The 26,666-nt window shown below is 53.6% G+C and carries 20 protein-coding genes and 2 pseudogenes; 10 read left to right on the plus strand and 12 right to left on the minus strand.

The window, feature by feature from the left end:
* Positions 1–18 precede the first annotated feature (18 nt).
* Positions 19–708: a hypothetical protein gene (locus tag MIH18_RS02610; RefSeq protein WP_249013830.1), complete on the minus strand. Its 690-nt coding sequence runs from the start codon at positions 706–708 to the stop codon at positions 19–21.
* Positions 709–1,392: 684 nt separating this feature from the next.
* Between MIH18_RS02610 and MIH18_RS02615 the strand changes: the two are divergent.
* The 5 genes and pseudogenes from MIH18_RS02615 to MIH18_RS02635 all read left to right on the plus strand — a co-directional run bounded on the left by MIH18_RS02615 (position 1,393) and on the right by MIH18_RS02635 (position 7,867).
* Positions 1,393–2,585 (plus strand): annotated as a pseudogene (locus MIH18_RS02615) (IS3 family transposase).
* Between the two features lie 116 nt (positions 2,586–2,701).
* Positions 2,702–3,415 (plus strand): sigma-70 family RNA polymerase sigma factor, encoded by a 714-nt coding sequence (locus MIH18_RS02620; RefSeq protein ID WP_249013831.1) that lies wholly within the window; start codon positions 2,702–2,704, stop codon positions 3,413–3,415.
* Complete coding sequence (locus MIH18_RS02625) at positions 3,412–4,017, plus strand: hypothetical protein (protein ID WP_249013832.1); 606 nt, start codon at positions 3,412–3,414, stop codon at positions 4,015–4,017. Before MIH18_RS02620 ends, MIH18_RS02625 begins: the two co-directional genes overlap by 4 nt.
* Positions 4,018–4,021: 4 nt before the next feature.
* Positions 4,022–7,432: a UvrD-helicase domain-containing protein gene (locus tag MIH18_RS02630; protein ID WP_249013833.1), complete on the plus strand. Its 3,411-nt coding sequence runs from the start codon at positions 4,022–4,024 to the stop codon at positions 7,430–7,432.
* Positions 7,433–7,525: 93 nt separating this feature from the next.
* Positions 7,526–7,867 (plus strand): multiubiquitin domain-containing protein, encoded by a 342-nt coding sequence (locus tag MIH18_RS02635; RefSeq protein WP_249013834.1) that lies wholly within the window; start codon positions 7,526–7,528, stop codon positions 7,865–7,867.
* Between the two features lie 17 nt (positions 7,868–7,884).
* Here the strand turns inward: MIH18_RS02635 and istB are convergent, their stop codons facing one another.
* Both istB and istA read right to left on the minus strand, forming a co-directional pair.
* Complete coding sequence (gene istB, locus MIH18_RS02640) at positions 7,885–8,640, minus strand: IS21-like element helper ATPase IstB (RefSeq protein ID WP_249013835.1); 756 nt, start codon at positions 8,638–8,640, stop codon at positions 7,885–7,887.
* Positions 8,637–10,103 carry an IS21 family transposase gene (gene istA / locus MIH18_RS02645; RefSeq protein ID WP_249013836.1) on the minus strand — a complete coding sequence of 489 codons (1,467 nt, stop codon included), beginning with the start codon at positions 10,101–10,103 and terminating at the stop codon, positions 8,637–8,639. Before istA ends, istB begins: the two co-directional genes overlap by 4 nt.
* 100 nt (positions 10,104–10,203) lie before the next feature.
* Between istA and MIH18_RS02650 the strand changes: the two genes are divergently transcribed.
* From MIH18_RS02650 to MIH18_RS02660, 3 genes are read left to right on the plus strand one after another with little or no spacing between them, the layout of a single operon-like run.
* Positions 10,204–11,112, plus strand: a complete 909-nt coding sequence (locus MIH18_RS02650) for a multiubiquitin domain-containing protein (RefSeq protein ID WP_249013837.1) — start codon at positions 10,204–10,206, stop codon at positions 11,110–11,112.
* Positions 11,109–12,518 (plus strand): ThiF family adenylyltransferase, encoded by a 1,410-nt coding sequence (locus MIH18_RS02655; RefSeq protein WP_249013838.1) that lies wholly within the window; start codon positions 11,109–11,111, stop codon positions 12,516–12,518. Before MIH18_RS02650 ends, MIH18_RS02655 begins: the two co-directional genes overlap by 4 nt.
* Complete coding sequence (locus tag MIH18_RS02660) at positions 12,515–12,844, plus strand: DUF6527 family protein (protein WP_249013839.1); 330 nt, start codon at positions 12,515–12,517, stop codon at positions 12,842–12,844. The genes MIH18_RS02655 and MIH18_RS02660 overlap by 4 nt, the downstream gene beginning before the upstream one ends.
* Before the next feature lie 718 nt (positions 12,845–13,562).
* On the opposite strand, the gene MIH18_RS02665 is transcribed toward MIH18_RS02660, so the two are convergent.
* Genes MIH18_RS02665 through MIH18_RS02695 form a run of 7 tightly spaced genes read right to left on the minus strand, consistent with a single transcriptional unit; the run spans position 13,563 to position 21,449 of the window.
* Positions 13,563–14,786, minus strand: a complete 1,224-nt coding sequence (locus MIH18_RS02665) for an MFS transporter (protein WP_249013840.1) — start codon at positions 14,784–14,786, stop codon at positions 13,563–13,565.
* A gap of 2 nt (positions 14,787–14,788) precedes the next feature.
* Positions 14,789–15,250, minus strand: a complete 462-nt coding sequence (locus tag MIH18_RS02670; RefSeq protein WP_249013841.1) for a MaoC family dehydratase — start codon at positions 15,248–15,250, stop codon at positions 14,789–14,791.
* Positions 15,250–16,425, minus strand: a complete 1,176-nt coding sequence (locus MIH18_RS02675; RefSeq protein ID WP_249013842.1) for an acetyl-CoA C-acyltransferase — start codon at positions 16,423–16,425, stop codon at positions 15,250–15,252. The genes MIH18_RS02670 and MIH18_RS02675 overlap by 1 nt, the downstream gene beginning before the upstream one ends.
* A gap of 11 nt (positions 16,426–16,436) precedes the next feature.
* Complete coding sequence (locus MIH18_RS02680; RefSeq protein ID WP_249013843.1) at positions 16,437–16,862, minus strand: Zn-ribbon domain-containing OB-fold protein; 426 nt, start codon at positions 16,860–16,862, stop codon at positions 16,437–16,439.
* Positions 16,859–18,010, minus strand: a complete 1,152-nt coding sequence (locus MIH18_RS02685; protein ID WP_249013844.1) for a thiolase family protein — start codon at positions 18,008–18,010, stop codon at positions 16,859–16,861. The genes MIH18_RS02680 and MIH18_RS02685 overlap by 4 nt, the downstream gene beginning before the upstream one ends.
* Complete coding sequence (locus MIH18_RS02690; protein ID WP_249013845.1) at positions 18,007–20,007, minus strand: acetoacetate--CoA ligase; 2,001 nt, start codon at positions 20,005–20,007, stop codon at positions 18,007–18,009. Before MIH18_RS02690 ends, MIH18_RS02685 begins: the two co-directional genes overlap by 4 nt.
* A gap of 20 nt (positions 20,008–20,027) precedes the next feature.
* Entirely contained in the window at positions 20,028–21,449 is a 1,422-nt protein-coding gene (locus MIH18_RS02695) for a TIGR00366 family protein (protein WP_249013846.1), read from the minus strand.
* Positions 21,450–21,869: 420 nt separating this feature from the next.
* Here MIH18_RS02695 and MIH18_RS23895 point away from each other — a divergent pair, with 420 nt between their 5' ends.
* Entirely contained in the window at positions 21,870–21,998 is a 129-nt protein-coding gene (locus MIH18_RS23895) for a hypothetical protein (RefSeq protein WP_283164823.1), read from the plus strand.
* Positions 21,999–23,211: 1,213 nt separating this feature from the next.
* Positions 23,212–23,838: a TetR/AcrR family transcriptional regulator gene (locus tag MIH18_RS02700; protein ID WP_249013847.1), complete on the plus strand. Its 627-nt coding sequence runs from the start codon at positions 23,212–23,214 to the stop codon at positions 23,836–23,838.
* Positions 23,839–23,864: 26 nt separating this feature from the next.
* On the opposite strand, the gene MIH18_RS02705 is transcribed toward MIH18_RS02700, so the two are convergent.
* Positions 23,865–24,806: an IS1595 family transposase gene (locus tag MIH18_RS02705; protein ID WP_249013848.1), complete on the minus strand. Its 942-nt coding sequence runs from the start codon at positions 24,804–24,806 to the stop codon at positions 23,865–23,867.
* 75 nt (positions 24,807–24,881) lie between these two features.
* Positions 24,882–26,031 (minus strand): annotated as a pseudogene (locus MIH18_RS02710) (IS3 family transposase).
* Positions 26,032–26,666: the final 635 nt, after the last annotated feature.

A 26,666-nucleotide genomic window follows, 5' to 3' on the forward strand; every position in this document is an offset into this window, starting at 1 on the left:
ACTGACCCAAAACAGATTTTACTTGAGATACTCTGAGACCTCTCGCTCCAGATTGGCATAAATGGTCAGTAGCTCATCGCCGTTAAAACGTTCATTTGTGTTTTCCCGGGCCTTTCGATTTTCCAATTGTTTACGCTGCTCAGCGTAAACATGGTGCAGGACACTGACCGGGAAATCATGACCCTCTTGATCGTTTAATTGCTTGCGAAGCGCTTTGAATTGATCAGGACTGGGAAGGAGCTTGAGCTTATGCGCGACATCTTTGGGTCGAATCTCATAAACATTACCCCAGTAGGAAACCGCTTGTTCCCAGGCTTGTGAGAGTGGAGTTCCGTTATCGATATAGAATTTGGTCGCCGCGCCCCGCTTGTTCACTGAGAAATAACAAGTCTCATGGGCGGTACTCCTGCCCGCCCCAATGCCCAGCGTGACGCCTTGAAATCCAACGCCGCGACATGGCCGGGTAGTGGGATGGTCCTTGTTAATGAAGTCCAGGTATTGGATGGCGGCCGACCGCGCCATATATCGAGCCTCGTAGTACCGGGCCCTGGTCTCCTGGTAGCTATGCCAGAGTTCCTGGGGGATTCGAGTGTTATAGCGATTTAAAGAAAAGTATTTTTGATAGCGTTTACCTCGAATGGTGGCGACGACACGCCACCCGTGAAAGCCGGACGATAATTCACCTTTTGCGTAAAAATTTATAGCCATGAATGGTCTTCCTCCGTCGAAATCCCAACGGTCATTTCAAAACAGTAAAAATAACGCAGCAGCGTCGGTATGGAATTGTTTCGGGTTGTCGTGACTGGCGGCGATACGTAGACTGCGACGCTTTTTATCGACTGCGAATTTCAGGACGTCGATCGGTATTGTATCGCAGTTACGTCTTTGGATTAGAGGTTCGCTCGTGCAGGACAATTGAATTACGGCGCTACTTGAAAATAGGTTTGAAAATCATGCCGAGTTTAAACTGCGGAGGATATTTATACATTATGGCTGGCGCCCCAGATCCCTTCTGCAGCTTTTTTGACTAACAACGCTATATTGTCGTTTCAAAAAGAATACCCTTGAGCTACCTTGTTGGACAGTAAGCGATCAAGAGAAAAGGTGGAACCCATCATCAACAGACTACTACAAAGAGCTCAAAGCCCAATCGCACGCATTCGATATCTGATGGCGATACAATTATTTGAATTTTAATGAAGCGTGCGACTACTACATCGTTTCTAAAAACTTCTGTGCGTCGTTCTGGCAAAAAACAGTTTTTTCCACGGCATGCGATGCCATAAGCGATAAACATAACCGCGTCGCTTGCTCATGACTGAAAAATAGAAGTGGATCAAGGATGGTAATACTATAGTGGACCCCATGATTTAGACCACAGGCATAGGTAGAATGCCACGATCATCCAGGAGTAGTAACGTGGCGAGAAAACGGTTCAGTAGTGAGTTCAAAGCTAAGGTCGCAATGGAGGCAATCAGGGGCGATAAAACAGTTGCCCAACTGTCCTCGCAGTACGGGGTGCATGCTTCCCAAATCAACACCTGGAAAAAGACCGCCCAGGAGCGACTGGTGGAAGCCTTCGAACGCGGAGGTAGCCAGCCGGACCCGAAGGAACTGGAAGCCCGTGAAGACCGACTGTATCAGCAAATCGGTAAGCTGCAGGTTGAGGTCGAGTGGCTCAGAAAAAAATCGAAGGCGCTGGGCTTGGAGTGAGCGAGAAACGCACACTGATTGAGCCTAGTGCCGATGCTCCGAGCATTCGACGCCAATGCAGCCTGTTGGGGCTGCACCGCTCCACCTGGTATGACCAGGGAGCCGCAACTGATGAGCCTGAGGAAAACCTGAAACTGATGCAGCACATTGACGAGTTGTATACCGCCCATCCATTCTACGGCAGCCGCAAGATGGTCGCTGTGTTGGGGCGCCGGGGGCACGTGGTAAATCGCAAGCGGGTCCAGCGGTTGATGCGCCTGATGGGCCTGCAGTCGGTGGCCCCCCAGCCGAATACCAGTCGTCCTCATCCGCAGCACAAGGTCTATCCCTATTTGCTGCGTGGAATGTCGGTGGTACGCCCTCGGCAGGTCTACTCAACAGACATCACTTACATCAGGGTAGGCCGCGGCTTTGCCTACCTGACGGCCGTCATCGACTGGTACAGCCGTCAGGTGCTGTCGTGGCGGTTGTCGAACACCATGGACACGGCTTTCTGCGTCGAAGCCCTTGAGGAGGCTCTGGAGCGTTATGGCACCCCTGAAATATTCAACACAGACCAAGGCAGCCAGTTCACCAGCGCGGCGTTTACGGATGTTCTGAAGGCTCATAAAATCCGCATCAGCATGGATGGCAAAGGTCGGGCGCTGGACAACATCTTTGTCGAACGACTGTGGCGCTCAGTGAAATACGAGGAAGTCTATCTAAAGCAGTACCAGACGATGCAGGAAGCTCGGGATGGCTTGAGTGCATACTTCCAGTTTTACAACCATGAGCGTCCGCATCAATCGCTCAACAACAAGACACCGGCAGAGGCACATGGCACTAACGTGCAGTGGCTCCAGGCCGCATGATCAGACAATATAAACCCATAGGGCATTCTATCTTAAGTTAATGCACCTATGGTCTTGACCGTGGGGTCCTCTATATACCGCTCAAGAAAGCCACAAAAAAAGGCGAGATTTACCTCAGGCGCGCTGAGATTGAACGGGTGCTTAATGAACTCGATGACCTTGTGCCTGATCAGTTGGTTGATCGTCTAAGTTGCACCCAACAGCTAGTGCCCTTTGAGGTCTTTATTTACTACCTTCGCCACAGCGAGATAGGGTTAGCTGAGAAGCATCTGGGGCCGATCTTCACTACCTTCTATGGCCGGCTCGAAACGGCATTGCGCAAAACCGTATCCGGTGCTGGGCTCGACCAAGCAGTCAACATTCGCAAAGAGATCGCCGAGCGGGTGGTAGAGATGATTGCGAAAGACCGCGACTCACAAGCGGACAGTATGTACTACTGGGAGACCAATTTTAACGGCGCATTGGCCAGCTTGCGTACAGACGTTCTGAGAAAACATGGGCCTGCACGAGAAACCGATCCCTTGATCAATGCTGACCCCCTGGATCACGAAGGCGGACATGGAGTCAGCCCCGAGGTAGACATTGCCGCTAACGACTTCATTAACCAGAATCCATCCAAATTGGACGATACAGCTTTCCGGTTGAGTCTGATGGACGCGATTAACGGGCTACCGGAAGATGAAAGGCGTGCAGTCGGGTTACTTTTACAGGGAATGCAGATCGAATCGCAAGACCTCGAAGTTATGACCATTGCGAAAGCTTTGGCGTGCACGGACAGAACCGTACGCAACCGGTTAAAACGTGCCTATGAAAAACTGCGAATCGTGCTGCAGGCGGAGGACATACAATGAAGACTAAATCCCAAATTTCCAAAAGTGCCGTATTACATGCATTCTCTGTAGAAGCTAATCCCAATGCCAACACATTGGCGATCTACTTGACGCGCTACCCCCAGTTTGGTGAATCGCTTATTGACCTATCCATTGAGCTATTCACGGCCCCCTCTTTTGATGTGAAATCAGATGAGACTGCACCGAGCGACAATGCCAATCGGGCCTGGTTAACATTTCAATCCATGCTAAGCCCCGAGGATCCAGCCTCGGCAGCTCCAAGCACAATGGATAATCCTTTGTCGAACCTCAGTAAACAACGTTTCCGAGAACTAGCTGGGGAGTTAAACGTCAGTCGCCTGTTCCTATCCCGGCTGCGCGACTGCTCTATCGAGGTGGCCACCATTCCCCAACAACTTCTGACGTTGCTTGCCGAACTTCTGAACGTGTCGGTTCAGGGACTTCAACGTACCTTAAATGGCCCGTCCACTGTTGCATCAGGACTGCGCCATAAAGCTTTAGGCAAACCCGTTGCAGGTAACAAGATTACTTTTGAAAGTGCGCTGACAAACTCACAGTTGAGCGAGGCGCAACAGTCTGCGCTGAGGACTATGAAGGACTAGCACTATGGATGCCATCGAAGCGGCTCGACAAGTGGCCGAGAAGCTGTACCAGGCTGCTTTAGAGCGGGGTAACGATACTAGCTCCTTACTGAGCTTCGTCACGGATGAGGCAGAACGACGGGGGATAGAAGTCTTCGCTATACCCCAGGGTGACCCGCAGCTCAGCGGCGGACGAGCCATCTTCGATAGCCAAGCTGAAATGATCCTCTACGAGGATGCAGGCAGCGATTTTGACAAAGCTTTCCTCATCGCCCATGAAATTGGACACTTGGAGCTCGAAGACACTTCGAAGGACGACCTTACTAAGGAGATTGAACCAGACCGATCCGCGGAGCCCCCTGCAATGGGCGCAGAGCGGGTGGTGGACTATGGCAGCCGCGAGCGGCGAGAAATCATCATGGACCTCTTCGCTCGCGAACTGCTGCTGCCGCGCAGCTTGCTAAAACACTGGCATATCGATAAACAGATGACTTCCGGCGCCATCGCCGAGCGATTGGGAGTCCCCCTAAGTGTGGTGCAACAGCAGTTAATCGACGCGTTGCTGTTGCCGCCCATCACACCTTCACAAGCAGAGCCCGCTGGTGCGCAGATCGGGTTGGACGAGTCCCAACGCGCCGCTGCTTTGCATCGAGGCAGCGCTTTTCAACTCCAAGCGGGACCAGGAACCGGTAAAACCCGCACTCTGGTGCATCGCATTGAGTCTTTGTTGGAAGAGGGGGTCGACCCCGGGACCATCCTAGTACTGACCTTTTCCAACAAGGCTGTCGGAGAGCTATACGAGCGCATCTCCACCAAATTCCCCGAGGCCGTGGCCACCCTGTGGTTGGGTACATTCCACTCTTTTGGCCTCGATATTGTGCATCGTTTTCACGATCGCCTGGGCCTATCTGAACACCCAAAGGTGATTTCGCGCTACGAAGGCATCGAGTTACTCGAAGACGAACTGGCGCAACTCACTCTCAAGCATTTTCGCAATCTCTATGATCCAACGCTGGACTTGAGCGACATGCTCTCGGCCATATCACGAGCCAAAGATGAAGTGGTCAGCGCCGCTGAATACCGAGTATTGGCAGAGGCCATGCTGAAAGCCGCAGAGGACGAAAAACAGTGTGAGCAGGCCGAGAAATGTCTAGATGTGGCACGACTGTACCAAGTTTATGAATCATTACTGCAACACAATGATAGCGTTGACTTTGGCGACTTGGTTTCGCTGCCCGTGCGATTGGTGGAATCGGATTTAGACGTCCAAAGATCGCTCTCATCGCGTCATCAACACATCTTGGTGGACGAATATCAGGATGTAAACCGCGCCTCTGTACGCTTGTTAAAGGCCATTGCGGGAGGAGGAAAACGGCTCTGGGTCGTGGGGGATTCACGCCAATCCATTTATCGCTTTCGGGGAGCCTCGTCGATCAATATGAAGCGCTTTACCGACGACTTCCCGGGCGGAGTAGTGGATGAGCTGAAAACCAACTACCGTTCCTCAAGTGAAATCGTTAATCTCTATCGCCACTTCTCAGCGGGCATGAAAGCCTCAGAAGGGGCCTTGCCCCTGCAGCTCCATGTCAAGCGTGGTCCTTCGGGCAAGCGGCCCGAATTCAAAGTAGCAACCACAGCGAATGACGAAATCGCCGTGATCGCCGCGGCGGTGGAAGAGAAGAAGCGCCAGGGCGTCGAATACAAAGATCAGGCCATACTTTGTACCTCCAACAACCGCCTGAGCGAAATCGCCATTAACCTTGAAGACCTAGGGTTGCCAGTATTGTATTTAGGCAGCCTATTTGAGCGCGACGAAATTAAAGACCTGTTATCACTGCTATCACTGGTCACCGACCGTCGTGCCACGGGCCTGATTCGGGCGGCAACACTGACCGGCTACGCTGTTCGCCTGGAACACATCACCGCGCTGCAACAGCACCTGCGCAAGGTCGATCTCGCCCCACTGGGTTGGGGCGCATTGGTGGATGAGGTGCCAGGTCTAGATGAGCAAGCTTGCGAAACACTGAAACGCCTGTCTACCGTAATGAGCGATATTCCCCCACACGCCAAGCCTTGGTCCGTACTGGCGAGCCTGATTATTGATCGATTTGGCTGGGCAAAACAGGCGAGTCAGGCTGAGGACCGGCAAGGTCAAATGAAGGGGATCGCGTTGTGGCAACTGCTGAATTTTGCCCGCACGCCTACCAAAGGCGACGGGCTACCTATTGACCGTTTGCTATCGAGAATCCGGCGTATTGTGCTGCTCTCCGAAGATCGTGAAATGCGGCAGCTGCCGCAGGCGGCACTTAGCATCAACGGTGTTCGCTTAATGACCATACACGCCAGTAAGGGGTTGGAATTCAGGGTGGTTCACCTACCAGGTATGATCTCTACCGGATTGCCAGGTAATAATAGACGGCCGCGCTGTGCGCCGCCTGATGGGCTGATCGACGGTACGCAAGGGTTAACTGGGCTCGATGCCATAAAAGCCGGCCACGATGAAGAAGAAGAGTGCAAATTTTTTGTGGCCGTATCGCGGACGCAAGATAGCTTGTTAATGTACGCCTCCTCGGTACAAAGTAACGGCCATAACCGCCGTCACTCCGTTTACATCGACCGCATTGCGCCTACCATTCAGCAGCAGAACGATCCGTCTCGGCTTAGCCTCAACCCCATGGGGCCTGAAGTCTTGATCGTCGGTGACGAGCCTCTTCTGCTCAGCGAAAGGCAGATTAGCTTATACGATCGGTGCCCAAGGCGCTTTCTCTATACCCATATGTTGGCCCTGACGGGCAAACGTACCGAGAGCGCTTTTATGAAAATGCATAGCGCGGTTTATGAGGTGCTGGAATGGCTGAGGCAGAACCATAGCGAATCTACCCCGAGCGCTGACGAACTGGAGGCCCAATTCACGCGGTCATGGCACAATCGGGGCCCCGTTGAACACGGCTATGCAGACGACTATCACCGTATCAGCCAGCGCCTGGTGCAATACCTAATAGAAACTCGCCAGGGGCGCCGGCTGATTAAACCAGAGGTACTGCAACTGTCTTTTCCTGAGGGCGAGATCACCGTATTACCCGATGAAATCACCCTCGACACTGATGGCAACCACAGCATCCGACGTATCAAAACGGGCAAAAAGGGCAGCGACGAATTTGACCGCATTGAATACACGCTATTAGTGGAGGCAGCCGAACGTCATTTTGGGCAAGGCACCCGAGTTGAGGTCGTGCACTTAGCAGGTGAAACCCAAGAGGTCGTCACAGTGAGCCATCGCAAAAAAACTACGCGCCTAGATAAAGCTCGATCGGCCATGGGCTCTATTGCCCGCGGGCATTTCCCGGCCAAGCCAGACAACCGCACCTGCCCCCGCTGCCCTAACTTTTTCATCTGTGGCAAAGTCCCGCAAGGAAATATCCGCTTAAAAAATTAAATTTCACTTTCCGGTCGGAAAATTCGCTTCGATTAACCTATTGAACAGCCATGAAATCGCATGTCGCGGTAGGCCATAAATAGAGTATTCGATATGAACAACATAGTTCCACCCGACCAAGCGCGCGTTGAGCGCGAAAATATCGCCCTGTCTCGCCATGAGGGTCGCCCAATGCGTCCAGCTGATCGTTACCTGATTCAGGTGCTTGATCCAAACTGGCAGGGCAATCTAGTCGAGATTGACGACCCGGTGCCTACCGGCCGCCAAATTTTGACCGCTGCCGGTAAAAACCCCGTTGAACACCACCTTCTGTTATTGCTCGACGACAAAGGTGTACTCGAAGAGGTCAATCTCGATGAGACGGTAGACGTGTACCACCGAGGCGTTGAGCAATGTTCGGCGTCAACTATCCTGTCCGGTCCGCGACAACTATGATGGCCGGTTGGGTGGTTTTACTTTTTACTCTTTGCAGCCTGTTTGAGCTGTTGCTGTCTTCGGTAACTTTCCCCCTCTAATTCGATAATAGTTGCGTGGTGTATCAGCCGGTCTATGGCCGCTACGGTCATCATGCTGTCTGGGAAGATTTGATCCCACTCACTGAATGGCTGGTTAGCGGTGACGATTAAGCTGCCACTTTCATAGCGATGGGCGATGAATTCGAACAGTACCTGGGTTTCTGCATCTGTCTTTTTTACGTAACCGATGTCATCGATGATGATGACCCGGTATTTATCCAGCCGTGTCATGGCTGTCATCAAGTCGAGATCGCGCTTGGCCTGTTGTAAGTGCTGAACCAGCGCTATGGCAGGGAACAGTTTACAGCGCACCCCCTGTTCGGTGAGTTGATGGCCCAGTGCATTAGCAATATGGGTTTTGCCAGTGCCGCTGGGGCCAATCAACAGCACATTGTCGGCATGGTGTGCCCAGTCACTGTCTTGTTGCAGCCTTGCCAGTGCGGTGTTGCAGGGACGGCTGAACGCGCTTTGATCCAACGCTGAGAAGGTCTTGTTGGCGACAAGTTTTGCCTCGCGTACCCACTTCTGGGTCCGGCGCTGGTAGCGGTCTGAGAGCTCGTACTCACACAATGCCGCCAGGTAATCGGTGTGTGACCAGTTCTTCTCAATGGCGGTTTCCCAGAGCGATTGGTAGTGACGGTGGAAGGCCGGCAAGCGAAGTTCTTTTAACAGTAGAGCGACAGAGCCTGTCATATCTGTGCCTCCTGACTGTTGATCGAGGACAGTAGCTCGTCGTAGCTCACTAAGGTGTGTTGGCTTGATGCAGAGCACTTGAGGTCTGGGTTGCCGCGAAGGTAGCGTGACTGGATCTCGGTAATTGACGCGAACCGGCCTGCTTGGGCCTCAATCAGCAGATCCTCCCCCAGCGACTGTTCGTCATCGTACTCGAAGGCCAGTCGCAGTGTTGTCACGATCCATTTGCAGGCTTCTCGGGCTTCAAGGTGCGTATCCGCGAGCTGCCAGAGTTGACGGTAGTTGTCGTCCGGGAGTAAGTCATCACGCAACTGAGAGTAACGGAAGGCCTGCGGCTTCGAGGCCAGCGAACGGATAACGTGCCGGTAATTGACGCTGCGGGCGCGATTCTCGCCAGGTCTGGGGTAAATGCGAGGTAATGTCAGTGCCGGCTGCTGTCCGACGAACAGCACCAGCTTGTCGTGGTGCAACCGGATTTGTACCGACTCTCCAATCAGCCGCGATGGCACGGTGTAAACAACGCGCCGGACTTCGATCGTTGAGCTGCGCGTCACCTTAAGGTGGAGGGTCTGATACTCGGCCGCCGTAAACTCCGGCAGGGGCTGCAAGGCCGCCTGCTCCTCAAGCACGCGCGATCGGTTGCGCTGATTGAGCTTGTCGACAGCGCGATCGATAAAAGCCTGATAGTGCGCGACATCGTCGAAGTCACTGTGACCGCGCAGTAACAACTGTTGTGCCAAGCGTTTCTTGAGCGAGCCATTGGCGCACTCAACCACACCATTTTCATGGGACTGCCCCAGATTATTGCGAGTGGGTGTCATGCGGTAATGTTGGCACAGCTCGCTATAAGCCTCAGTCCACACGTTTTGACGGTTATTGCGTGCCGCACTTAAGCTGTCCGTGCGGTGCTCAATGGGACTGCCACCCACCTGTTGTAAGGCTCGCTGCAAGCCCGCCGCCAGAGCCGCATAACTCTCACCACCTTGAACGACGGTAACCGAGCGCCAACCGCTGTAGGCCAATCGAAATTGATAGAGCAGGTGTGGAAAGGTCTTGGATTGAATCGTAACCGGGTTGTCGGGGTGGGTGAAATCAGAAAACCCCTGTTGCGCCACAACCGCCTGCTGGCGAAAAATGACCTCGCGTTCCGGCCCGTGTAGCGCCCGCCAGAGCTTCACCCGGCGTTGCAGGGTGCGCAGAATGGTCTGATCGTAGTGCTCAGGGTAATGCTCTTGCAGATAATCAAGCAGAGTTGTGCCGGTCAGCTTAGGCTCATTTTCTAACAGATGGAGCAACTCTGTTTCCCAAACCGCTTCCAGTGGATCTTCTCGGGTGCGCCATTGCCGCTCGGTGTCAATGCAGGGTTTTTGTCCTGATGTCTCGATGCGTCGCCCAGATCGGACAGAAACGCCTGCCTTGGCGGCAGCTACTTCTTGGCTTGCGCCATTTTGTCGGTGCTGCATGTACAGCTCCTCTTGTCGGTTGGTTATGTGTTGACCAGGCACCTAGTGCTCCACAGTGGAAAACAAGGTACTGATTGTTACACCCAACCGGCCAAGATAATTGTCGTTAACCGGTCATCCTAATTGTCGCCGAACAGAGCAATTTATTGCCTTCGACAGCGACCGCCTTTTCTATGTCGCCTTAAACGGTCAGCGTTTTCCTTGGGGTTTGGCGCACATCCGCGAAGATGTATTGCGTCAAGTCGGAGGCATTGCCGAGGATCAGGCCATCTGGCTGGAGCGCCGCAAGGTGCCTGATCAGCTTCTTGCCTATGGGGAGAGTGTAAATTTGGACGAGCCCGGTATCGAGAAGCTCTATACCCAACCAAAAAGCTGGCAGCTGAACGTTCAGGGCGTAATGGTGAACTCCGAGAAACCAACGATTCTCGCTAGGGACGCTCTCAATGCCGCTGGTTTTAACTCCGACAAAGGCTGGATTTTGGTTCTAAAGATCAAAGGGGAACCTAAGCAGAACATCGGCGTGAACGATGTCATCGACCTGCGTCATCCCGGAATTGAGAAGCTTCGCCTCACACCAGCAGAGATCAACAATGGCGAGGCGGCTGCAGCCCCCGGCCTGGAGTTTGCCTTGCTGGAGCAAGACGTGGCTTACTTAAATCATCTAGGCCTCAACTGGGAAACTCGTCTTATAGGCGCACGTCGCTGGCTGATCATTCACGACTACGCCTTGCCGAGCGGCTACAATCACGGGCTGGTCAATCTCGCCATCGAAATTCCAACCGCCTACCCAGACGCAAATCTCGACATGTTCTTTGTCCACCCCGCTCTTACCCTGGCCAATGGGAGCGGTATTGGGCAGACCGAAAGCCGAGAGAACATCCGCGACAAAGTCTATCAGCGCTGGAGCCGCCACCTCAATGGCATCACACGCTGGAACCCCTTAACCGACAGTGTGATCACCCACTTGGCTGTTGTGGAAGAATCGCTGATGCGGGAAGTTGGACAATGAATGCGTCAACTCATAATCAGCCCTTCAAACTAGCCCTCAGCGAAGCCCATCACGCAAAACTACGTGAGCACCTTTTCCCCGGCGACGGTCTGGAGGCCGCCGCCATTGTGCTCTGTGCGCAAAGTGCAACACATCGCTACGTAGTTAATCAGGTTCTGCCGGTTGATCACGCCAGTTGCCGCGTGCGCTCACCCGATCGCCTTAGTTGGCCAGGTAAGGCTATCGAGGCCGCTATAGACTTGGCCGAGGCCAACGCTCTGTCGATTGTTTTGATCCACTCACACCCTGGAGGTACGTTGGGGTTTTCGGCCGTTGACGATGACAGTGATCACGAAGTCATGCCTGCGTTGTTTGAGGCTTGCGAGTCGCCTTCGATCCTTCACGGCTCGGCAATTATGACGCCTGATGGCGCCATTCACGCGCGACTCTATAATCGTCAACTTGCGATCACACCAATTGGCGCCGTGCATTGCGCTGGCGATGAGTTGCTCACCTGGCAGGCATCGGAGCAGCGAGGTGTAGTGCCAACACCCATGGCTTTTTCAGCCCAAATGGGCCGCGACATGAAACATCTCACCGCCTGTGTGGTCGGGGTGTCGGGCACTGGATCCATCGTGGTTGAGCAGTTGGCCCGCCTGGGCTTTGGGCGACTGATCTTGATCGACTTCGATGAGATCGAATCCAAGAATCTCAACCGCATTGTCAACGCTACCCTAGAGGATGCCCGCAACGGTATCGCAAAAGTGGCGCGATTCGCTTCTACCATCCCTTTGTATCGCGACAACATTGAGGTACTAACACTTAAAGCAAGCATCGTCAGCCGCGAAGCCATCGAATTGGCCGGCCTGGCCGATGTGCTGTTTTGCTGTGTGGACAGCTTTGAGGGGCGCCAGATGTGCGACCGCATTGCCGCTGCGTTCTTGCAGCCATTGTTTGATGTCGCCGTTACCATCCCTACCCGCCAGACCGACCATGGCGTTGCCATCGGTGATGTCTGTGGGCGAGTGGACTATGTTAAACCTGGCGGCAGCACCCTTGCGGATCGTGGCGTCTATACCCCGGAAGCGCTGCGCCGGGAGTATCTGCAGCAGGTGGCTCCCAATGAGCTGACCGACCAGGTGGCCGAAGGTTACATCAAGGGCATTGCCGATGATGCCCCTTCGGTCATCTCTCTCAATATGCGCGCAGCCAGCGATTGCGTAATGGAGTTTATTGCTCGCGCGTACCCGTTTCGCCATGAACCCAACCAAGCGCGAGCCCGCACTATGTTTTCACTTGCCGCAGGCGAGGAAGAATTTATAAGCGACACGAACTTTAGTCGTGCGCCGAACCCCCATCTTGGCCGCGGATTAATTGAGCCCCTGCTGGGCATGCCACGCTTTAGCGTAGGCAAGATGACTGTATGACTTGGTCTCGATGGTTATTAAAACTGAAAGAAAATTTGTTGCCTGCACGGCGCATCACCATCATTGACGCCGATACCCCCCCGCAGACACTTCCTAGGCGCAACTTGGTCCTGGCCAGAGAGGATAACGAAGACTGGGCCGTGGCGTTTCGTTGCCCTTGCGGCTGCGGCAAACGCCTTGAATTGCTGTTGATCAAGGAAGCAAAGCCCAACTGGGCCATCAGTATTGGCGAGGGAGCCAGGCCCACTCTGCATCCGTCCATCTGGCTGAAAGGAGGGTGCAAGTCTCACTTTTGGTTACGAGATGGAAAAGTTATCTGGGTCTGACAAGTGCCAGCCTTCACAGCTGCGTCGAACGTCAGACCCAGCTGTCAATTACGTATCTTCTCTGGCCGGAGGGTTTTTATCTTTAGACGCTCACCGGTTTATGGAGATGGTCACATGCAGTCAAATTTTGGCATCAAGAACACTGTTTCCATCCAAGTAATCAGAGCGGACAAACTTAAGTATCAAAAGCCGAACAAGCTATGCACCCAAAAAATAAGGACTCGTTCAGATTTGACTGCACCAAGAATAACAATAGAGTACACCCATATGGGATGGTGCAATTGTCAGCGGACAATAAAGTTTGATAAGAGTCAGCCGCATGTTTCTGCATTTTCAACTTCACAAGACCCTAAAGTTTGATGCTTTTAGACCCGGTCACCGGGCACTCCAATTCGACTCGTGCCATTAAGGTTTGACAAAAGTTCCCTCCTTTTCTTTTCTTAACTCCCGTCACGATGGCAAAGTGTCGTAGTTCAATGATTCCGAACACCAATCAAGGTGGTAATAATGCCGCCTTAAGCGAGGTATCTGATGACCAAAAAACGACGTTCCTTTTCCCCCGAGTTCAAGTAGGAAGCTGTCAGTCTGGTGCTTGATCAAGGCTAGTCCTTTGTTCAGGCCTATGTGTCCTTGGGCATGGATGAAGGTGCCCAGCGACGATGGGCTCAGCAACTGGCTTTAATGGAGCGTTAACAGGCGTGAGAAGATAACTGCCGCCTTATGCTTGCCCATCAGTAAGTGAACGCTTCTCCGAGGTACGGATCAGTACTCGCATGGCTGCTGCACCCAGTAGCGGCCCTAGGCCCAGAAAGGCCATTGCCCAGCCCCAGCTAGCGGCATGCTGGATTAAAGGGATTAGCCAAATAGTCGGGATGGTGAGCGCAAAACCGATAGCTAGTTGTAGAGTGAGCACCGTGCCGACATATTGCTGCGCGGCCACTTCGGTGACCATGACTGAAAACTGCGCTGAGTCGGCCACCACCCAAAAACCCCAGATCAGCCCAACCAGTAGCACCAGCGCAATCGATTCATCCTGCATAAAACCGATTACAACCGCGCAGCTTCCGGAGATGAGCATAGACAGCGCCGCGGTGCGCGCGCGCCCCCAATTGTCGCTGATGATGCCTCCTATCCAGCAGCCGACTGCGCCTATGCCTATTACTACAAAAGTGCCGATAGCCGCCCATTTGGCAGCCGAAGGCACACTATGACGCAGTAAGGTGTCGGCGAAAAACACCGAGAACCAAGCCCACATGGCGTACAGCTCCCACATGTGGCCGAAGTAGCCAAAAGAAGCCAGCAGCACTCGTTTTTGGGTAAAAGCCTCCCAGGCCTTACCGGGGTTAAACGACCCAGGAGGAAAACTATACGGGCCGTCGCGCCCTAAAAACTCGGCGACCAGACCACCAGCCAGTGTGAGCAAGGAGGTCAAGGCGATGACAATTTCCCAGTCCAGTCCACCTAGGCCATTAATCAGGTGCGGAGTGGCCGACCCCAGCGTCAGTGCGCCGACCATGACGCCCAGCGCCGTGCCGCGTTTGTAACGAAACCAAGTAGCCATGGATTTCATGGCGGGTGGGTAAACACCGGCCAGAAATATGCCGGTCAATAGTCTCAGTGCTATCGCTACGCTGGCATTGGGTGAAAGCAGCAGCAAGGCATTGGCTGCCGCTGCGCCCAGCGCGCCGTAAAGCATCAGCCGCCGTGGTGGAATCCAATCGGGTAGGCTGAGTGCCGCCGAAGCTAAAGCGCCGACGATAAACCCTACTTGAACCGCAATCGTCAGCCAAGCGGCCTGACCGCTGTCCATATCCCACAACAGGAGGAGCTGTGGGGCAACGGCAGTGGCCGAGAACCAAGTAGTCATCGACAGCAGCATGGCCGATGCCAGAACCGCAAGACGGCTCCAACATTCGACCGGATCGTGCCAGCTGTCTGCCACCGTCATCCTTGCAGAGGCAGAGGTGTGGTGTAGGTGACCGCTTTGCCTTCCAGGCATATTTCGCCTTTTTGGTTAACTACTTGAGTTTCTAGGGTGCAGAACGGTTTGTCCTCGCGCACTTCTAAGATTTTTACCGAGGCAGTAATACGATCACCAACATAGACAGGTTTATTGAACTTCCACTCGACGCTTAAAAACACCGTGCCCGGCCCAGGTAGGTCTTCTGCTACCACGGCGTTGAGCAAGCCACTCGTTACACCGCCTTGCACGATCAGGCCGCCAAAGCGTGAAGCTTCGGCGGCTTTGCGATCGGTATGCAGAGGTTGGCGGTCACCGGTCAGCGCGCTGAACAGTTCGATTTCGGTCAACGTCATGTCTCTACTGCGCTCTGCGCTGTCGCCGACTTTAGGCATGCCTTTACGTACATCTTTCCAACCGTTAGGTTTCTTCGTTACTTCAGTCATTAGTTTATCCTCTCAATTACCACTGCATATCCTTGCCCACCGCCACCGCACAAAGAGGCCACGCCGTAGCGCCCCTGTCGGCGATTAAGCTCGTGGGCTAGGGTTAAAAGAAGCCGAAATCCAGTGCCGCCCAAAGGATGGCCCACAGCAATCGCGCCGCCATTCACATTGACCACATCCAGCGGAATGCTCAGTGAATCACAGCTAGCGGCTACCACGGCGGCAAAGGCCTCGTTAATTTCAAACAGATCGATATCGCTGATTTTAAGACCGGACAGCGCCACCGCACGTTCGATGGCCATTGCCGGTTTAAGGTGTAGGCTGTTGTCAGGACCCGCGATTTCGGCAAAGCCGACGATGCGTGCTAAAGGCTTGCGTCCCCAGCGTTCGGCAACAGCCATAGAAGTGACCGCACCTATCGAGGCACCATCGCTCATTTGCGAGGAGTTGCCAGCGGTTATAGTGCCGCCGGCAACAAACGCCGGCTGTAGTTTCGCCAATTTTTCAACTGAGCTATCGGCACGTATGCCTTCATCTTGGCTTAAGTTCGCGCCTTCGATGCTGACTCCGGCCATCTCTATGGCCAGAATGCCGCTATTGGTGGCCTTGGCTGCCAAGTACTGGGAACGATAGGCAATTTTGTCCTGTCTTTCACGGCCTATGCCCAGTTCGGCATTAACGCGCTCGGAGAGCTCACCCATACCTTCGTTGCCCAGAGAGCACCACAAACCATCACTCAGCGTGGTGTCGATAAATTCCACGTTGCTAGGTCTGGCTACTCCGTCACGGATCACCGCCGCATGCGGGCCTCGGCTCATTGAGTCGCCACCGCCAACGATGTAGGCGCTCCCTTCACCGGCACGTATGCGCCGGCTGGCATCACTGACGGAGGCGAGCCCTGCCAGACAGACGTTATTTAAAGTCATGGCCGGCACACTAAGGTTCACTCCGCCATCCGCTGCAGCCAGCCGCGCCGGGTTCTGGCCTTGGGCCGCCTGAATCACTTGGCCGAGCAGCACGCCATCACAGCGAGCCAACTCTGGCTGACGTTCTAACAGCGCGCGGATGGCGGCTGCCTTGAGCTGACGCGAGGAAGTTTGGGCCAGTGCGCCTCGATAGCGCCCGAACGCGGTTCGTATACCATCGAGCAGAACCGGCATGTTTTCTGTCGACATAGTTATTCCTCCTAAACCTTAGAAATTGAGGGCTGAAACTTAGGTAGAGTGAAATCACCCTGTTCAACCCATTGCACCGTGACCGGCATGCCTACATGCACCTGATCGATGGGACAATCAACCACATTGGACAGCAGACGTACTCTTTCTTCCAGGTCAATTAGCGCGACGATATACGGCGCTCCTGCGGCAAAAGCTGGATGGCCGGGCTTGTGAATGATGGTGTAACTGGCGACCTCACCTTTACCGCTAGCTTCTATCCAACTGAGGTCATTACTCCAACAATGTGGACAACGTAAGCGTGGATAAAAAATTGTCTGCGCACACTTACCGCATTGCTGTATCAGCAGGCGATGCTGTTTAGCCGCATCCCAAAATGGTGCCGATACGACAGTGGGAGTTGGAGCGGGCTTGGGGGTAGTTGACTGGGACATCATCGCGTCTCCCGATGTAGGACCAATGCTGTGGCTTCGCTCATGGTCGCGCCGTTGCCAGTCACTAACGCCCACTCGGCGTTGGCGATCTGCCGATCGGGCGCGGCGTGGCGTAGCTGCCGCACCGCTTCAATAATGTGCGACATGCCTCCGGCCAAATCGGCCTGGCCGCAGGAGAGCTGACCACCGTGAGTATTGAGCGGAAAGTCGCCCTTCCAGCTTAAGTCGTGATCCACCAGCCAAGCTCCGCCCTGGCCTTTTTCACAAAAACCGGCATCTTCGACGGTCACGGCCAACATGATGCTGTAGCAGTCATACAGCGACAGCAGGTTCATATCGTTCGGACCGACTCCAGCCTGCAGATACGCACGGGCGATCGCTTCTTTCAAAGGCCCTATGGTCAGATCCGGTGCACAGGAGATGGCGCGGTGAGTCACTTTCTCACCCGCGCCAGCCAGCAGCACAGGGTTATGCCTTAAGCTTCGCGCACGCTTAGCACTAGTCACCACAAAAGCCGCGCCACCGGCACAAGGCATGACCACTTCAAGCATGCGCAGCGGGTCTACCACCATTTGCGAGTTGAGCACGTCGTCTATCGTTATCGGCTTACCGTAGAACACCGCATTGGGATTTTGCTGGGCGTTGTTGCGCTGTGCCACCACCGCGTGAGCCAGTTGCTCACTGGTGGTGCCGTAATCGTGCATGTGCCGGCGGGCGATCAGAGCGTAAGAGGTGTTAGCACCCGAAGCACCATAAGGCACATCCATCTCCCGGATCGGGTTTCGGTTGGGCGAACGCGGCTCGATTTCCTCGCGAGTGTTTCCCAGCACACACAACACCGCCTCACACATACCGGCGTTGATGGCTGCAGCGGCCCGCCAAGCCATACCGGCACCGCTGGCACCGCCTAAATCGACCACGTTGGCCATGCTAGGCTGCAGGCCTAGATACTCCGCGACCGCAGCTGGCACGTGCTGAGGAGTTTCGCCCACTTGCGGGCCGACCAGCAGTCCATCGATTGCACTCGGCTCCAGGCCAGCATCGAACACCGCTTGAGCGGCGACTTCTGCGATCGTTCCCAGCGTGGTCGCCCCGTGAGTGCGTCTAACATTGGGCAGTTCGGCTATGCCGACGATGGCTCCTATACTCATAGTGAACCCGCCTTAGCAGCCGGCTTCTCGAACGCATTGGCCGCCTCAACCGCATCGCTGAACGCTTCTAGGCAAGCTGGGTTGATCAGCGAACCTTTGTTTTTTACCTCGATGCCGGTGATCACCTGCAACACGGCTTTCTCGACCTTCTTACCGCTCAAAGTGTAAGGGATCTCCGATACCGCCATGATGCGTTTGGGGATATGGCGCGGCGAGGTCTCATTGCGTAGATGGTCACGCAGCTTTTTTTCCAGCGCGGCATCCAGAGGAGCGTTGTCCTTGAGCACAAGGAACAGCCAAATTTCCATATCGTCAGCGCGAGGATAGCCAATCACCAGTGAGTCTTCGACTTCTTTCATGTTCTCGACTACCCGGTAAATCTCGCCGGTGCCAATGCGCACGCCGCCGGGTTTCAGAGTGGTATCGGTGCGGCCCGAGATCACCACGCCGCCCGAGACCTTGAATTCAGCCAGATCGCCATGCGTCCAGATGCCCTCTCGCTCGGCGAAGTACTCATTAAAGTAACGATCCCAACCGCCTTCGCCCCAAAATTTCAGTGGCATAGAAGGGAAAGCCTCAGTGCAGACCAGATCACCTTTGCGACCTACCACCGACACACCGCGCTCATCGAGCACTTTGACGGCCATGCCCAGCGCCGGACACTGAATTTCGCCGGCGTGTACCGGCATGGTGGGATTACCCATCACAAAGCAGCCGACAATCTCGGTGCCGCCGGAGATGGAAGCCAAGCACAGATCAGCTTTGATCTGGCTGTACACCCATTGGAAGTTCTCCACTGTCAGCGGCGCACCGGCCGAGGCAATCAGACGCAGTGAAGACAGATCATGCTTGGCACCGACTGCGTAACCGCTTTGCTCCAATATCGTCAGGTATTTAGGACTGGTGCCAAAGTGGGTGACCTGCACCTGTTCGGCTATGCGCCACAGAGCACCGCAGTCCAGACCACCGTCTTTTTTCGGTATGGCAGCGCCATCGTAGAGCACCAAAGTGGCACCACAGCTAAGCGCCGCGATGGACCAGTGGTACATCATCCAAGCGGTATTAGTGTAATAGAGCATCCGATCACCGGGCTGCACATCACAGTGCAGCATCAGCTCCTTGCGGAGATTAAGCAGCGCGCCGCCGGCGCGGTGCACGATGCATTTCGGCAGCCCGGTGGTGCCGGAGGTGTAGACGACGTACAGCGGATGATCGAAAGGCAGCTGCTCAAACACCGGCTCCGCCGCGCTGGCATCACTGATCTCGTTGAGCTTATGCACCGGACAAGGCGCATTGGGAACGTCCATGTCACCGATAACGATGATGTGCTCAAGGCCTTTTAGCTTTTTCGCGATCTCGCCGGACTTACCGGCGATGTCGTGACGCACACCGTTATAGAGATAATCGCTGGCCACCACCATCAGCCGCGGGCTGATCTGACCAAAGCGATCGACTACGCCGGTGGCGCCAAACTCGGGCGAGCAACTAGACCACACCCCGCCATAAGCGGTCACGGCCAACATCATTACCAGAGCATCGAGATTATTTGGCAACATGCCGGCGACCCGATCGCCCGGAGCGATGCCCAGTCTTTGCAAACCGCCCTGCACCTGTGCCACTCGCACACGCAGCTCAGCCATCGTGACTTGGTCGAGAATGCCGGATTCATCGGCCTCGATCACTGCCACCCTACTGCCATCGCCAGCGAGCATATTCTCGGCAAAGTTGAGCTTGCGCTCGGGGAAGAAGCGGGTGGTCGCCATCGAGGCCGGCTCACCGGCGTCGATTATTGGTCCTTCGCCGCTGCCTATAATTCCAGCGAATTCCCAGAATCCCTGCCAGAACTCACTCATATTGCCAATCGAGAAACGGTGCAATCGCTCATAAGGGTAAAGTTCCATCCCCAGTTTGCGAGCAAACTGGGTCATCAAAGCCTTCTCCACAGTCGCCTCACTAGGCGTCCAGAGAATATTGGAATCAGGGTTTTCGTGATACATTATTAACTCCTTAATCTGCTCTAGAACAGTAGCGGAAGAATGCAGACACCGAACGCGAAGATCACAAAGGCAACCAACATCATAACGGCGGTGTAGCCCAAGATTTCTCGTGCCTTAAGTGAGGTGATACCCAGCAGCGGCAGCATCCACATCGGCTGTATTCCGTTAGTCAGCTGATCACCGTAGGAAAAGGACATGATGATCACACCAAGGTCCGAGCCCAGTTTTTGAGCGGCCTCCACCAGCATCGGTCCTTGCACAGCCCATTGACCACCTGCAGAAGGAACGGCCAAGTTGACGACTGCAGCGCTTAACAAGGAAGTCAGCGGCAAAGTGTAGACGTTAGACATGGCCACCATCCAGTCGGCGAATATCGATACAAGACCGGAAGCCGCCATCATTCCCATGATTCCCGCGTAGAATGGGAACTGCAAAACAACCTGACCGCAAGCGCGGATGCCTTCATCAATAGCTTTGACATAAGCCATCGGTGTTTTATAGGCCACCATACCGACGATCAGCAGGATAAAGTTAACGATGTTGAGGTTAAGGTCGAAGCCTTTAGTGATGAAGTGATGAACAACAAAGCTAAGACCCGCCAGCACAATGATCCAAGTCAGCGCCGGTGCATTCTCTAGTTTCTCAGCCACCGTCTCTTCTGGAGTGGCATGTTGTTGTGCCGAAGCTTTGTCTTTCATCAAAGCATTGATGGCCACCGCTTCACCTTCTTCTGCAGTTGCTTGGCCGTTTTTAATTTTTTTTGCCGGTGCGTTATCAAAATCAGGCACCTCATCGGTGTCTTCCACCTTGGGATGCATGGCGCGGTAGACCAGCGGAATGATGATCAGGAAAGCAGCGAAGGTAATGAGGTTAAAGGGCGAGAGTATAGTCTCGGAGACCGGAATCAGGCCGATTGTACTTTCTAGAAAATGACCTTTGGTATTTACCAGCAGCGGCGCCGAAGCAGAGAAACCCGCATTAAAAATTATCAAACCGGTAAAACCTGCGGCGGCAGCCAACGGGTAGTGGACTTTAATACCCCGCAGCTTGGCCTGGGTGCAGATTTCCCGCGCAGAGATGGCGCCAACGATCAAACCCAAGCCCCAACTGACAAAGCCAAATACAATCGCCAAGACCGTGACCAGCATAATGGCCTGACCGGCGTTCTTTGGCAGTTTAGCTGCAACAGCAATGATTTTACGTGCTGGTGGCGATGCGGCAAGCACGTAGCCAAACAGTAGAATAACCACCATCTGCATGCCGAAGCTCAGCAGATTCCAAAAGCCTCCATACCAATACTGAACCATCTCAAATGGTCCAGACGGGGTTAATAGAACACCCAGTGCATAAACTATAACCGTCAGAATAATAGCGAAAATAAACGGATTAGGTATGTACTGTCGGGATAATCGTGCGCTAAAAGCGCCTGCAGCCTGCAACATGATGTTTTCTCCTTTCGAACTTTTTTTGTTATAGCCAAACCACGTGGCGCCGTCCTGCTCGCACTTTCTTCGTTCGCTTGCAACGCACAGAAGTGACCGTAAGTAGTTATACCCGCGATTGTACCGACCGGTCAATAAAGTTCTCTAGACTGAGTAAAACCCTTCCTATCAGCCTGTCAGACTTAACGTTGCACCTCCCTCAGTTTAGTGGACACGCATTGATAACTTCGCAGGCGAGATGCGATGCCTGCAATCAAGACTGGGAAGAGAACCTTGAAAGTACACCACCAAGTTCAAAGACAAAGCTGTCGAGTGGAATTACAAAGCCCTTCGCGATGTCAAAGGCGTGGTTGAAGCACTGGATATTCAGTCTTTTATCCTGTCACGCTGGCGAAGAAGCAAAAAGAGGAGGACTTCGCCATGAAACGAGTCAAGCCAGCGGAAGCAAAAAAAAGATCAATGAATCAAGATGAGATCAAGCGACTAAAGCGCCGAATAGCAGAGTTTCAGGAAGAGAATGACGGCCTGAAACAGTTTCAACGTTTTTAGGCCAAGGAGCGACAGAAGCGCTCAGGCTTGCCTAAACAACACCGACGAGAACACGACATAAAGCCCTTGTGTCTCCGTCTGAATATCTCGCGCTCGGGCTAATATACCTGAGCTAATCGCAGGTGGGCATGAAAGCGCGGGCCCATCACATATATCAGCGCTTGCTCATCAGAAAAGCGGATATCCAAGATCTACCGAATTATCGCCTCAATTCCGATAAGCCATCGGTGCGTCAGCAATGGAAGAGTAACGCTACGTAAATCAAGATGAGCCGGAAGAACGTATTTCTGACCGTGGCCCTGGATCTTTATTTTCGTCGCATTGTGGGATGGAAACTAAAGATATTCTGAATAATGACCTGTCTCTTGACGCACTCCTGCAAAACATAACCCAGCGTTTTCGATCGCCGGAGCTTCTGTTCTATTCTGATCGTGGCACTGAATTCAGAGCTCCGAAAATGCGCGACATGCTAACCCAGCATCATGTTTTTCATGGCGTCAGTAAGCTAGATACTAGGTCAGTGCACCCTTAATGCTGTGATGGAGTCTTTTTTCAAAAGCCTGAAGGGAGAACTTCTGCACGCAACCAACTTCGTCACTCTCCACCAATTGCGACACTATATTTAGCGCTTTCATAATATCCAAGGGCTCCATATTGGCCTTGGTTACCGAACTCCGATAGGATCCGAAGGAATTAACGAACGGAGTGTGTCCATTTTTTTGGGTCAATACCACATCCGAAGGCAATTGCTATCTGCTTCCACGGGATTAGTTTGCCCATACGTTCCAGAAAGTTCTCGCGGCATGTCTTGCGCGTTTTGTTCTGGTACCCGGCTTCGGAGAAAGGTATCTGATCCATGGTGGCAGCGGTTCTTATGCGGTTGGCGAAGGAGTTATTGCCGCTGATTCTGGAGACTTTTCCGAGCGTTCCCTCGCAATTAGATTTTATTGCTTATAGACTTATGGTTGTATTTATTACCGAATCGTCAGTTTATAGAGAAATGCCGCTTATCCATCTACATGATCTGATTCGTTTTACTCGTGAAAGCGGGTAAACAAACATTTGAAAGGCACGGCTTCACGCCTACGCGGGAACAACGGTTAAGGCACCAACCTAGAGCGCTCCATTAGTAGCTGTATTGACGTGTCTGACCGATCATAGCCACAGCCTTGAAGAACATATTTAAGGCTGATCGTATTTTTAAGGCGCCAAGATGAACGACAACCAAAACTTTCCTGTAGAAACCCCGACTGCTAGCAGAAACAGCAGTCTTGATCGCATCTTGAAAATAGCGGCGAATCTTTTTGCCATCCACGGCTACCACTCCACCAGCATGAGTGATCTTGAGCGGGAAACGGGGCTGGGCCGCGGTGCGTTGTACTACCACATCACCAGCAAAGAAGAGTTGCTGTTTGAGGTCATCAGTCGTTACCTGCGCCGACTCATAGAAGCTGGCGATCAGCTATTGGCCACTCAGATGCCCGCCGAAGAGCGGCTGCGAAAACTCTCTCGTCACGTGATGCGAGCGGTAAGCAACCACCTGTCAGAGCTCACAGTTTGCTTTCGTGAGGTGCACTCCGTTATTGGTGTACGCCGAGTCGAATTGCTCAACTTGCACCGCCAGTACGAACAAATCTGGGCTGATGTACTCAAAGCCGGCGAGATCGAAAATAGCTTTTGCCCCACCGACCCGCTGATGGTCAAAGCACTGCTGGGCATGCATCACTACAGCTATTTGTGGATGCGCCCTGGCGGCCCTCGTAGCCCAGAAGACATCGCCGACTATTTCTGCGATCTCGTCATGCCGGGCTTGAATTTGCGCACAGAGCCAATCGCTTAAGTGGACACGCACTTATCTTTTCCTGATTACGCATAAGCTTCAGCCATCTTTAACAGCCGGTAAGGCATCGGTGGTGTCCGGACTGCCACTGTCAGAAAACGTGGGATCATGGCGCTGAGGTCATAGCGCCGGTTGAAGCGATATTCGAACTCGGCAAGATAGCGAGGGGCATGCTGCCCACGGATGGCATGGTAGGTACCGGTGATCGCGTTCTTGACGTTGCCAAGCAGGGTGCTGACCCAGTTGAACTCAGGATTCTTCACGCTGGCACGCCCAACCCCGGTGATGTGGCGGTCATGGCTGTAGATGGGAGTGTCGAAGGCCCGGAAACACCATAGGCCGTCACTGATGACCTGGCTTCCGGGCGCAATGGCCTGTTGGGCGTAGCGACGTATCTCGACAAGGCTAAAACCGCTCACACGTCGTAGCTGAACACGCTGCGGATGGCCCGCCTCATCGGTTTGTACGGCGGCCACAAACGGGAACGTGTGCTCAGCGCCGCGACCGCGCTTTCCCGGCCGTTCACCGCCCAGGTAGGCGTCATCAATCTCAATGCGCCCGGAGAGCTTCTCTCCCTGGTTGCGCTCATGCATGACCTGCATCAGCTTGTGCTTGAGTTTCCAGGCCGTGTTGTAGGCGACGCCAAGCTCCCGGGACAGTTGTAGTGCCGAGATACCACTCTTGCGCTGGGTCAGCAGATAAATGGCCAGGAACCAGATGGTCAACGGCAGGTGTGTCGCATGAAAGATGGTGCCGGCCGTCAGCGAGGTTTGATGGTGGCAGCGGTGGCACTGGTAGTGCCCTCGGGACAGTCGACAGCCTGTGCTATTACCACACTCAGGGCACACGAAGCCCTTGGGCCAGCGATGCTGAAAGAGGGCTGCTTGGCACTGTGCTTCCGTGCCGTACTGCTCAAGAAACGCCGGTAACGACAAGCCGGGCTGGAACTGGATTGGGTTGCGTGCCATGACGTCGACTCCTCTACTGGACATAACCCCAGTATAGGTCAAGCTGGCGGAATGGTGGCTGATCAACATGCGTAATCAGGTAAGTTTTTCTTCGGCGACCACAGGCGGCATACCGCCGTTAAAAGTGTGGGGCGTTGTCGGTTGTAGTAGTTCATCAGGTAGTCTCCAAGATCCTTTCGTGCATCAAGAATTGATCGGTAGCCGAGTGACGGAATCCATTCACTCTTCAAGCTTCGGAAGACCCTTTCCATCGGGGCATTGTCCCAGCAATCGCCTTTGCGGCTCATGCTACCAACGAAGCCGTTTGCGTACAGCAACCGCCGATAAGCGTTGCTGGCATATTGAGAGCCTCGATCCGAATGGATGATTAAACCGGGTTTCGGTTGCCGCTGCCAGATGGCCATGTTCAGGGCGTCTGTCACCAGCTTGGCGTTCATCCGTGACCCCATGCTCCAACCGACTATCCGCCGGCTGAATAAATCGATGAAGACCGCCAGATACAGCCAGCCCTCCCGGGTCCAGATGTAAGTGATGTCACCAACGTATGCCTGATCAGGCTCAGCAGCGCTAAAGTCTCGTGCCAGTACGTTGTCGAACACCGGCTGTTTATGGTCGCTGTTGGTGGTTACCTTAAACTTCCGCCGGTACCGGGCTTTAACGCCTGCTTCACGCATCAGCGACCGCGCCTTTCGCCGACCCACTGGATAGCCCAGGGCGTTCAGAGCGTGCTTCATCCGCCTGGAGCCATAGCTCTTGTCGCTACTTTGAGCGACCTCCTTCACAGCCTCAATCATCGCCTCGTGCTCCGCATTCGGCAACCGTTCGCGTTGACGTTGGCAGTACCGATAATAGGCATTGCGACTGACACCCAAGAGCCGACTCATTACGTCGACTGGCCAGGTCTTCTTATGCTGGGTGATGAACGCGTACTTTAATGCGTTTCCTTGGCAAAGAAGACCGTCGCTTTTTTTAGGATGTCTTTCTCCATTTTCAGGCGGCGATTTTCTTCTCGCAACTGGCGAATTTCCAACTGGTCAGCGGTCAGTTTGCCGTTCCCTCTGAAAGCCTGCCCATCGACCGATTCATGCTCTTTTATCCAACGCCCCAGCATGTTTGGGTTGATCTCCAGACTGCGCGCCGCGTGGGCCCTTGAATATCCCTGCTCCAGCACAAGGCTGATGGCGTCCAGCTTAAATTCTTTTGAGTACAGCTTTCTTGTGGTCATGTAGGTTCTCCAGGTTCAGGGTATTATTCCTTAACTGGGCTGGTCACATCCATTCAACCACTCCATGCTGATTCCTCGTGGAATGAGTGAGAAGGTCAGTGTGTGCAATCGGCGAGCCGGAATGTAGGTGCTGATTTATTGGCGCTTACCCCACAAGTGGCGTAAAACGTGTAAATATTGGTTTTAAAAGGGTTTTAATCTTTTTAGCACAGTGGTCATAAGCTGTTGAAAAACACACTTTATGCCGACTAACATCTCATCTCACCGTGTAAAATTACCGCCCTCCGAAGGCAGTGGTCACAGGTTCGAATCCTGTCGGTCTCCGGGGCCAATTAAACAGTTTAGACCGGCTCTTGGGCGCCATTCTGTCTCTCTAACCGAACGAAAATTCTCGATTTTTAAGTGCCTAATTATAGCCATCGCTAAACACCTTGAGGTCTTACAAAATTAGATGTCAATGTATGGCCAACCCCTCAACCTTTTGTGGGGGATTAACCGAACACACTAAAAAATGTCAAAGGAAGGCCATTCTATGTGACATGGCTGGATATGTTGCCATCTTAACGAGTAGCGGCTTTCTTCACTGCCAAGCCGCTAAAGAAACAGACATGCCTCTTTTAGGTTAGCCAAACACA

The organism is Marinobacter sp. M3C (assembly GCF_023311895.1).
Taxonomy (GTDB): domain Bacteria; phylum Pseudomonadota; class Gammaproteobacteria; order Pseudomonadales; family Oleiphilaceae; genus Marinobacter.

Coding starts and splice junctions, on each gene's coding strand:
- istB (WP_249013835.1), bottom strand. CDS start 8,640: ATGACAGGCTCTGTCGCTCTACTGTTAAAAGAACTTCGCTTGCCGGCC.
- MIH18_RS23895 (WP_283164823.1), top strand. CDS start 21,870: ATGAAACGAGTCAAGCCAGCGGAAGCAAAAAAAAGATCAATGAATCAA.
- MIH18_RS02680 (WP_249013843.1), bottom strand. CDS start 16,862: ATGATGTCCCAGTCAACTACCCCCAAGCCCGCTCCAACTCCCACTGTC.
- MIH18_RS02630 (WP_249013833.1), top strand. CDS start 4,022: ATGGATGCCATCGAAGCGGCTCGACAAGTGGCCGAGAAGCTGTACCAG.
- MIH18_RS02675 (WP_249013842.1), bottom strand. CDS start 16,425: ATGTCGACAGAAAACATGCCGGTTCTGCTCGATGGTATACGAACCGCG.
- MIH18_RS02670 (WP_249013841.1), bottom strand. CDS start 15,250: ATGACTGAAGTAACGAAGAAACCTAACGGTTGGAAAGATGTACGTAAA.
- MIH18_RS02700 (WP_249013847.1), top strand. CDS start 23,212: ATGAACGACAACCAAAACTTTCCTGTAGAAACCCCGACTGCTAGCAGA.
- MIH18_RS02705 (WP_249013848.1), bottom strand. CDS start 24,806: ATGGCACGCAACCCAATCCAGTTCCAGCCCGGCTTGTCGTTACCGGCG.
- MIH18_RS02635 (WP_249013834.1), top strand. CDS start 7,526: ATGAACAACATAGTTCCACCCGACCAAGCGCGCGTTGAGCGCGAAAAT.
- MIH18_RS02655 (WP_249013838.1), top strand. CDS start 11,109: ATGAATGCGTCAACTCATAATCAGCCCTTCAAACTAGCCCTCAGCGAA.
- MIH18_RS02690 (WP_249013845.1), bottom strand. CDS start 20,007: ATGTATCACGAAAACCCTGATTCCAATATTCTCTGGACGCCTAGTGAG.
- MIH18_RS02660 (WP_249013839.1), top strand. CDS start 12,515: ATGACTTGGTCTCGATGGTTATTAAAACTGAAAGAAAATTTGTTGCCT.
- MIH18_RS02685 (WP_249013844.1), bottom strand. CDS start 18,010: ATGAGTATAGGAGCCATCGTCGGCATAGCCGAACTGCCCAATGTTAGA.
- MIH18_RS02610 (WP_249013830.1), bottom strand. CDS start 708: ATGGCTATAAATTTTTACGCAAAAGGTGAATTATCGTCCGGCTTTCAC.
- MIH18_RS02695 (WP_249013846.1), bottom strand. CDS start 21,449: ATGTTGCAGGCTGCAGGCGCTTTTAGCGCACGATTATCCCGACAGTAC.
- MIH18_RS02625 (WP_249013832.1), top strand. CDS start 3,412: ATGAAGACTAAATCCCAAATTTCCAAAAGTGCCGTATTACATGCATTC.
- istA (WP_249013836.1), bottom strand. CDS start 10,103: ATGCAGCACCGACAAAATGGCGCAAGCCAAGAAGTAGCTGCCGCCAAG.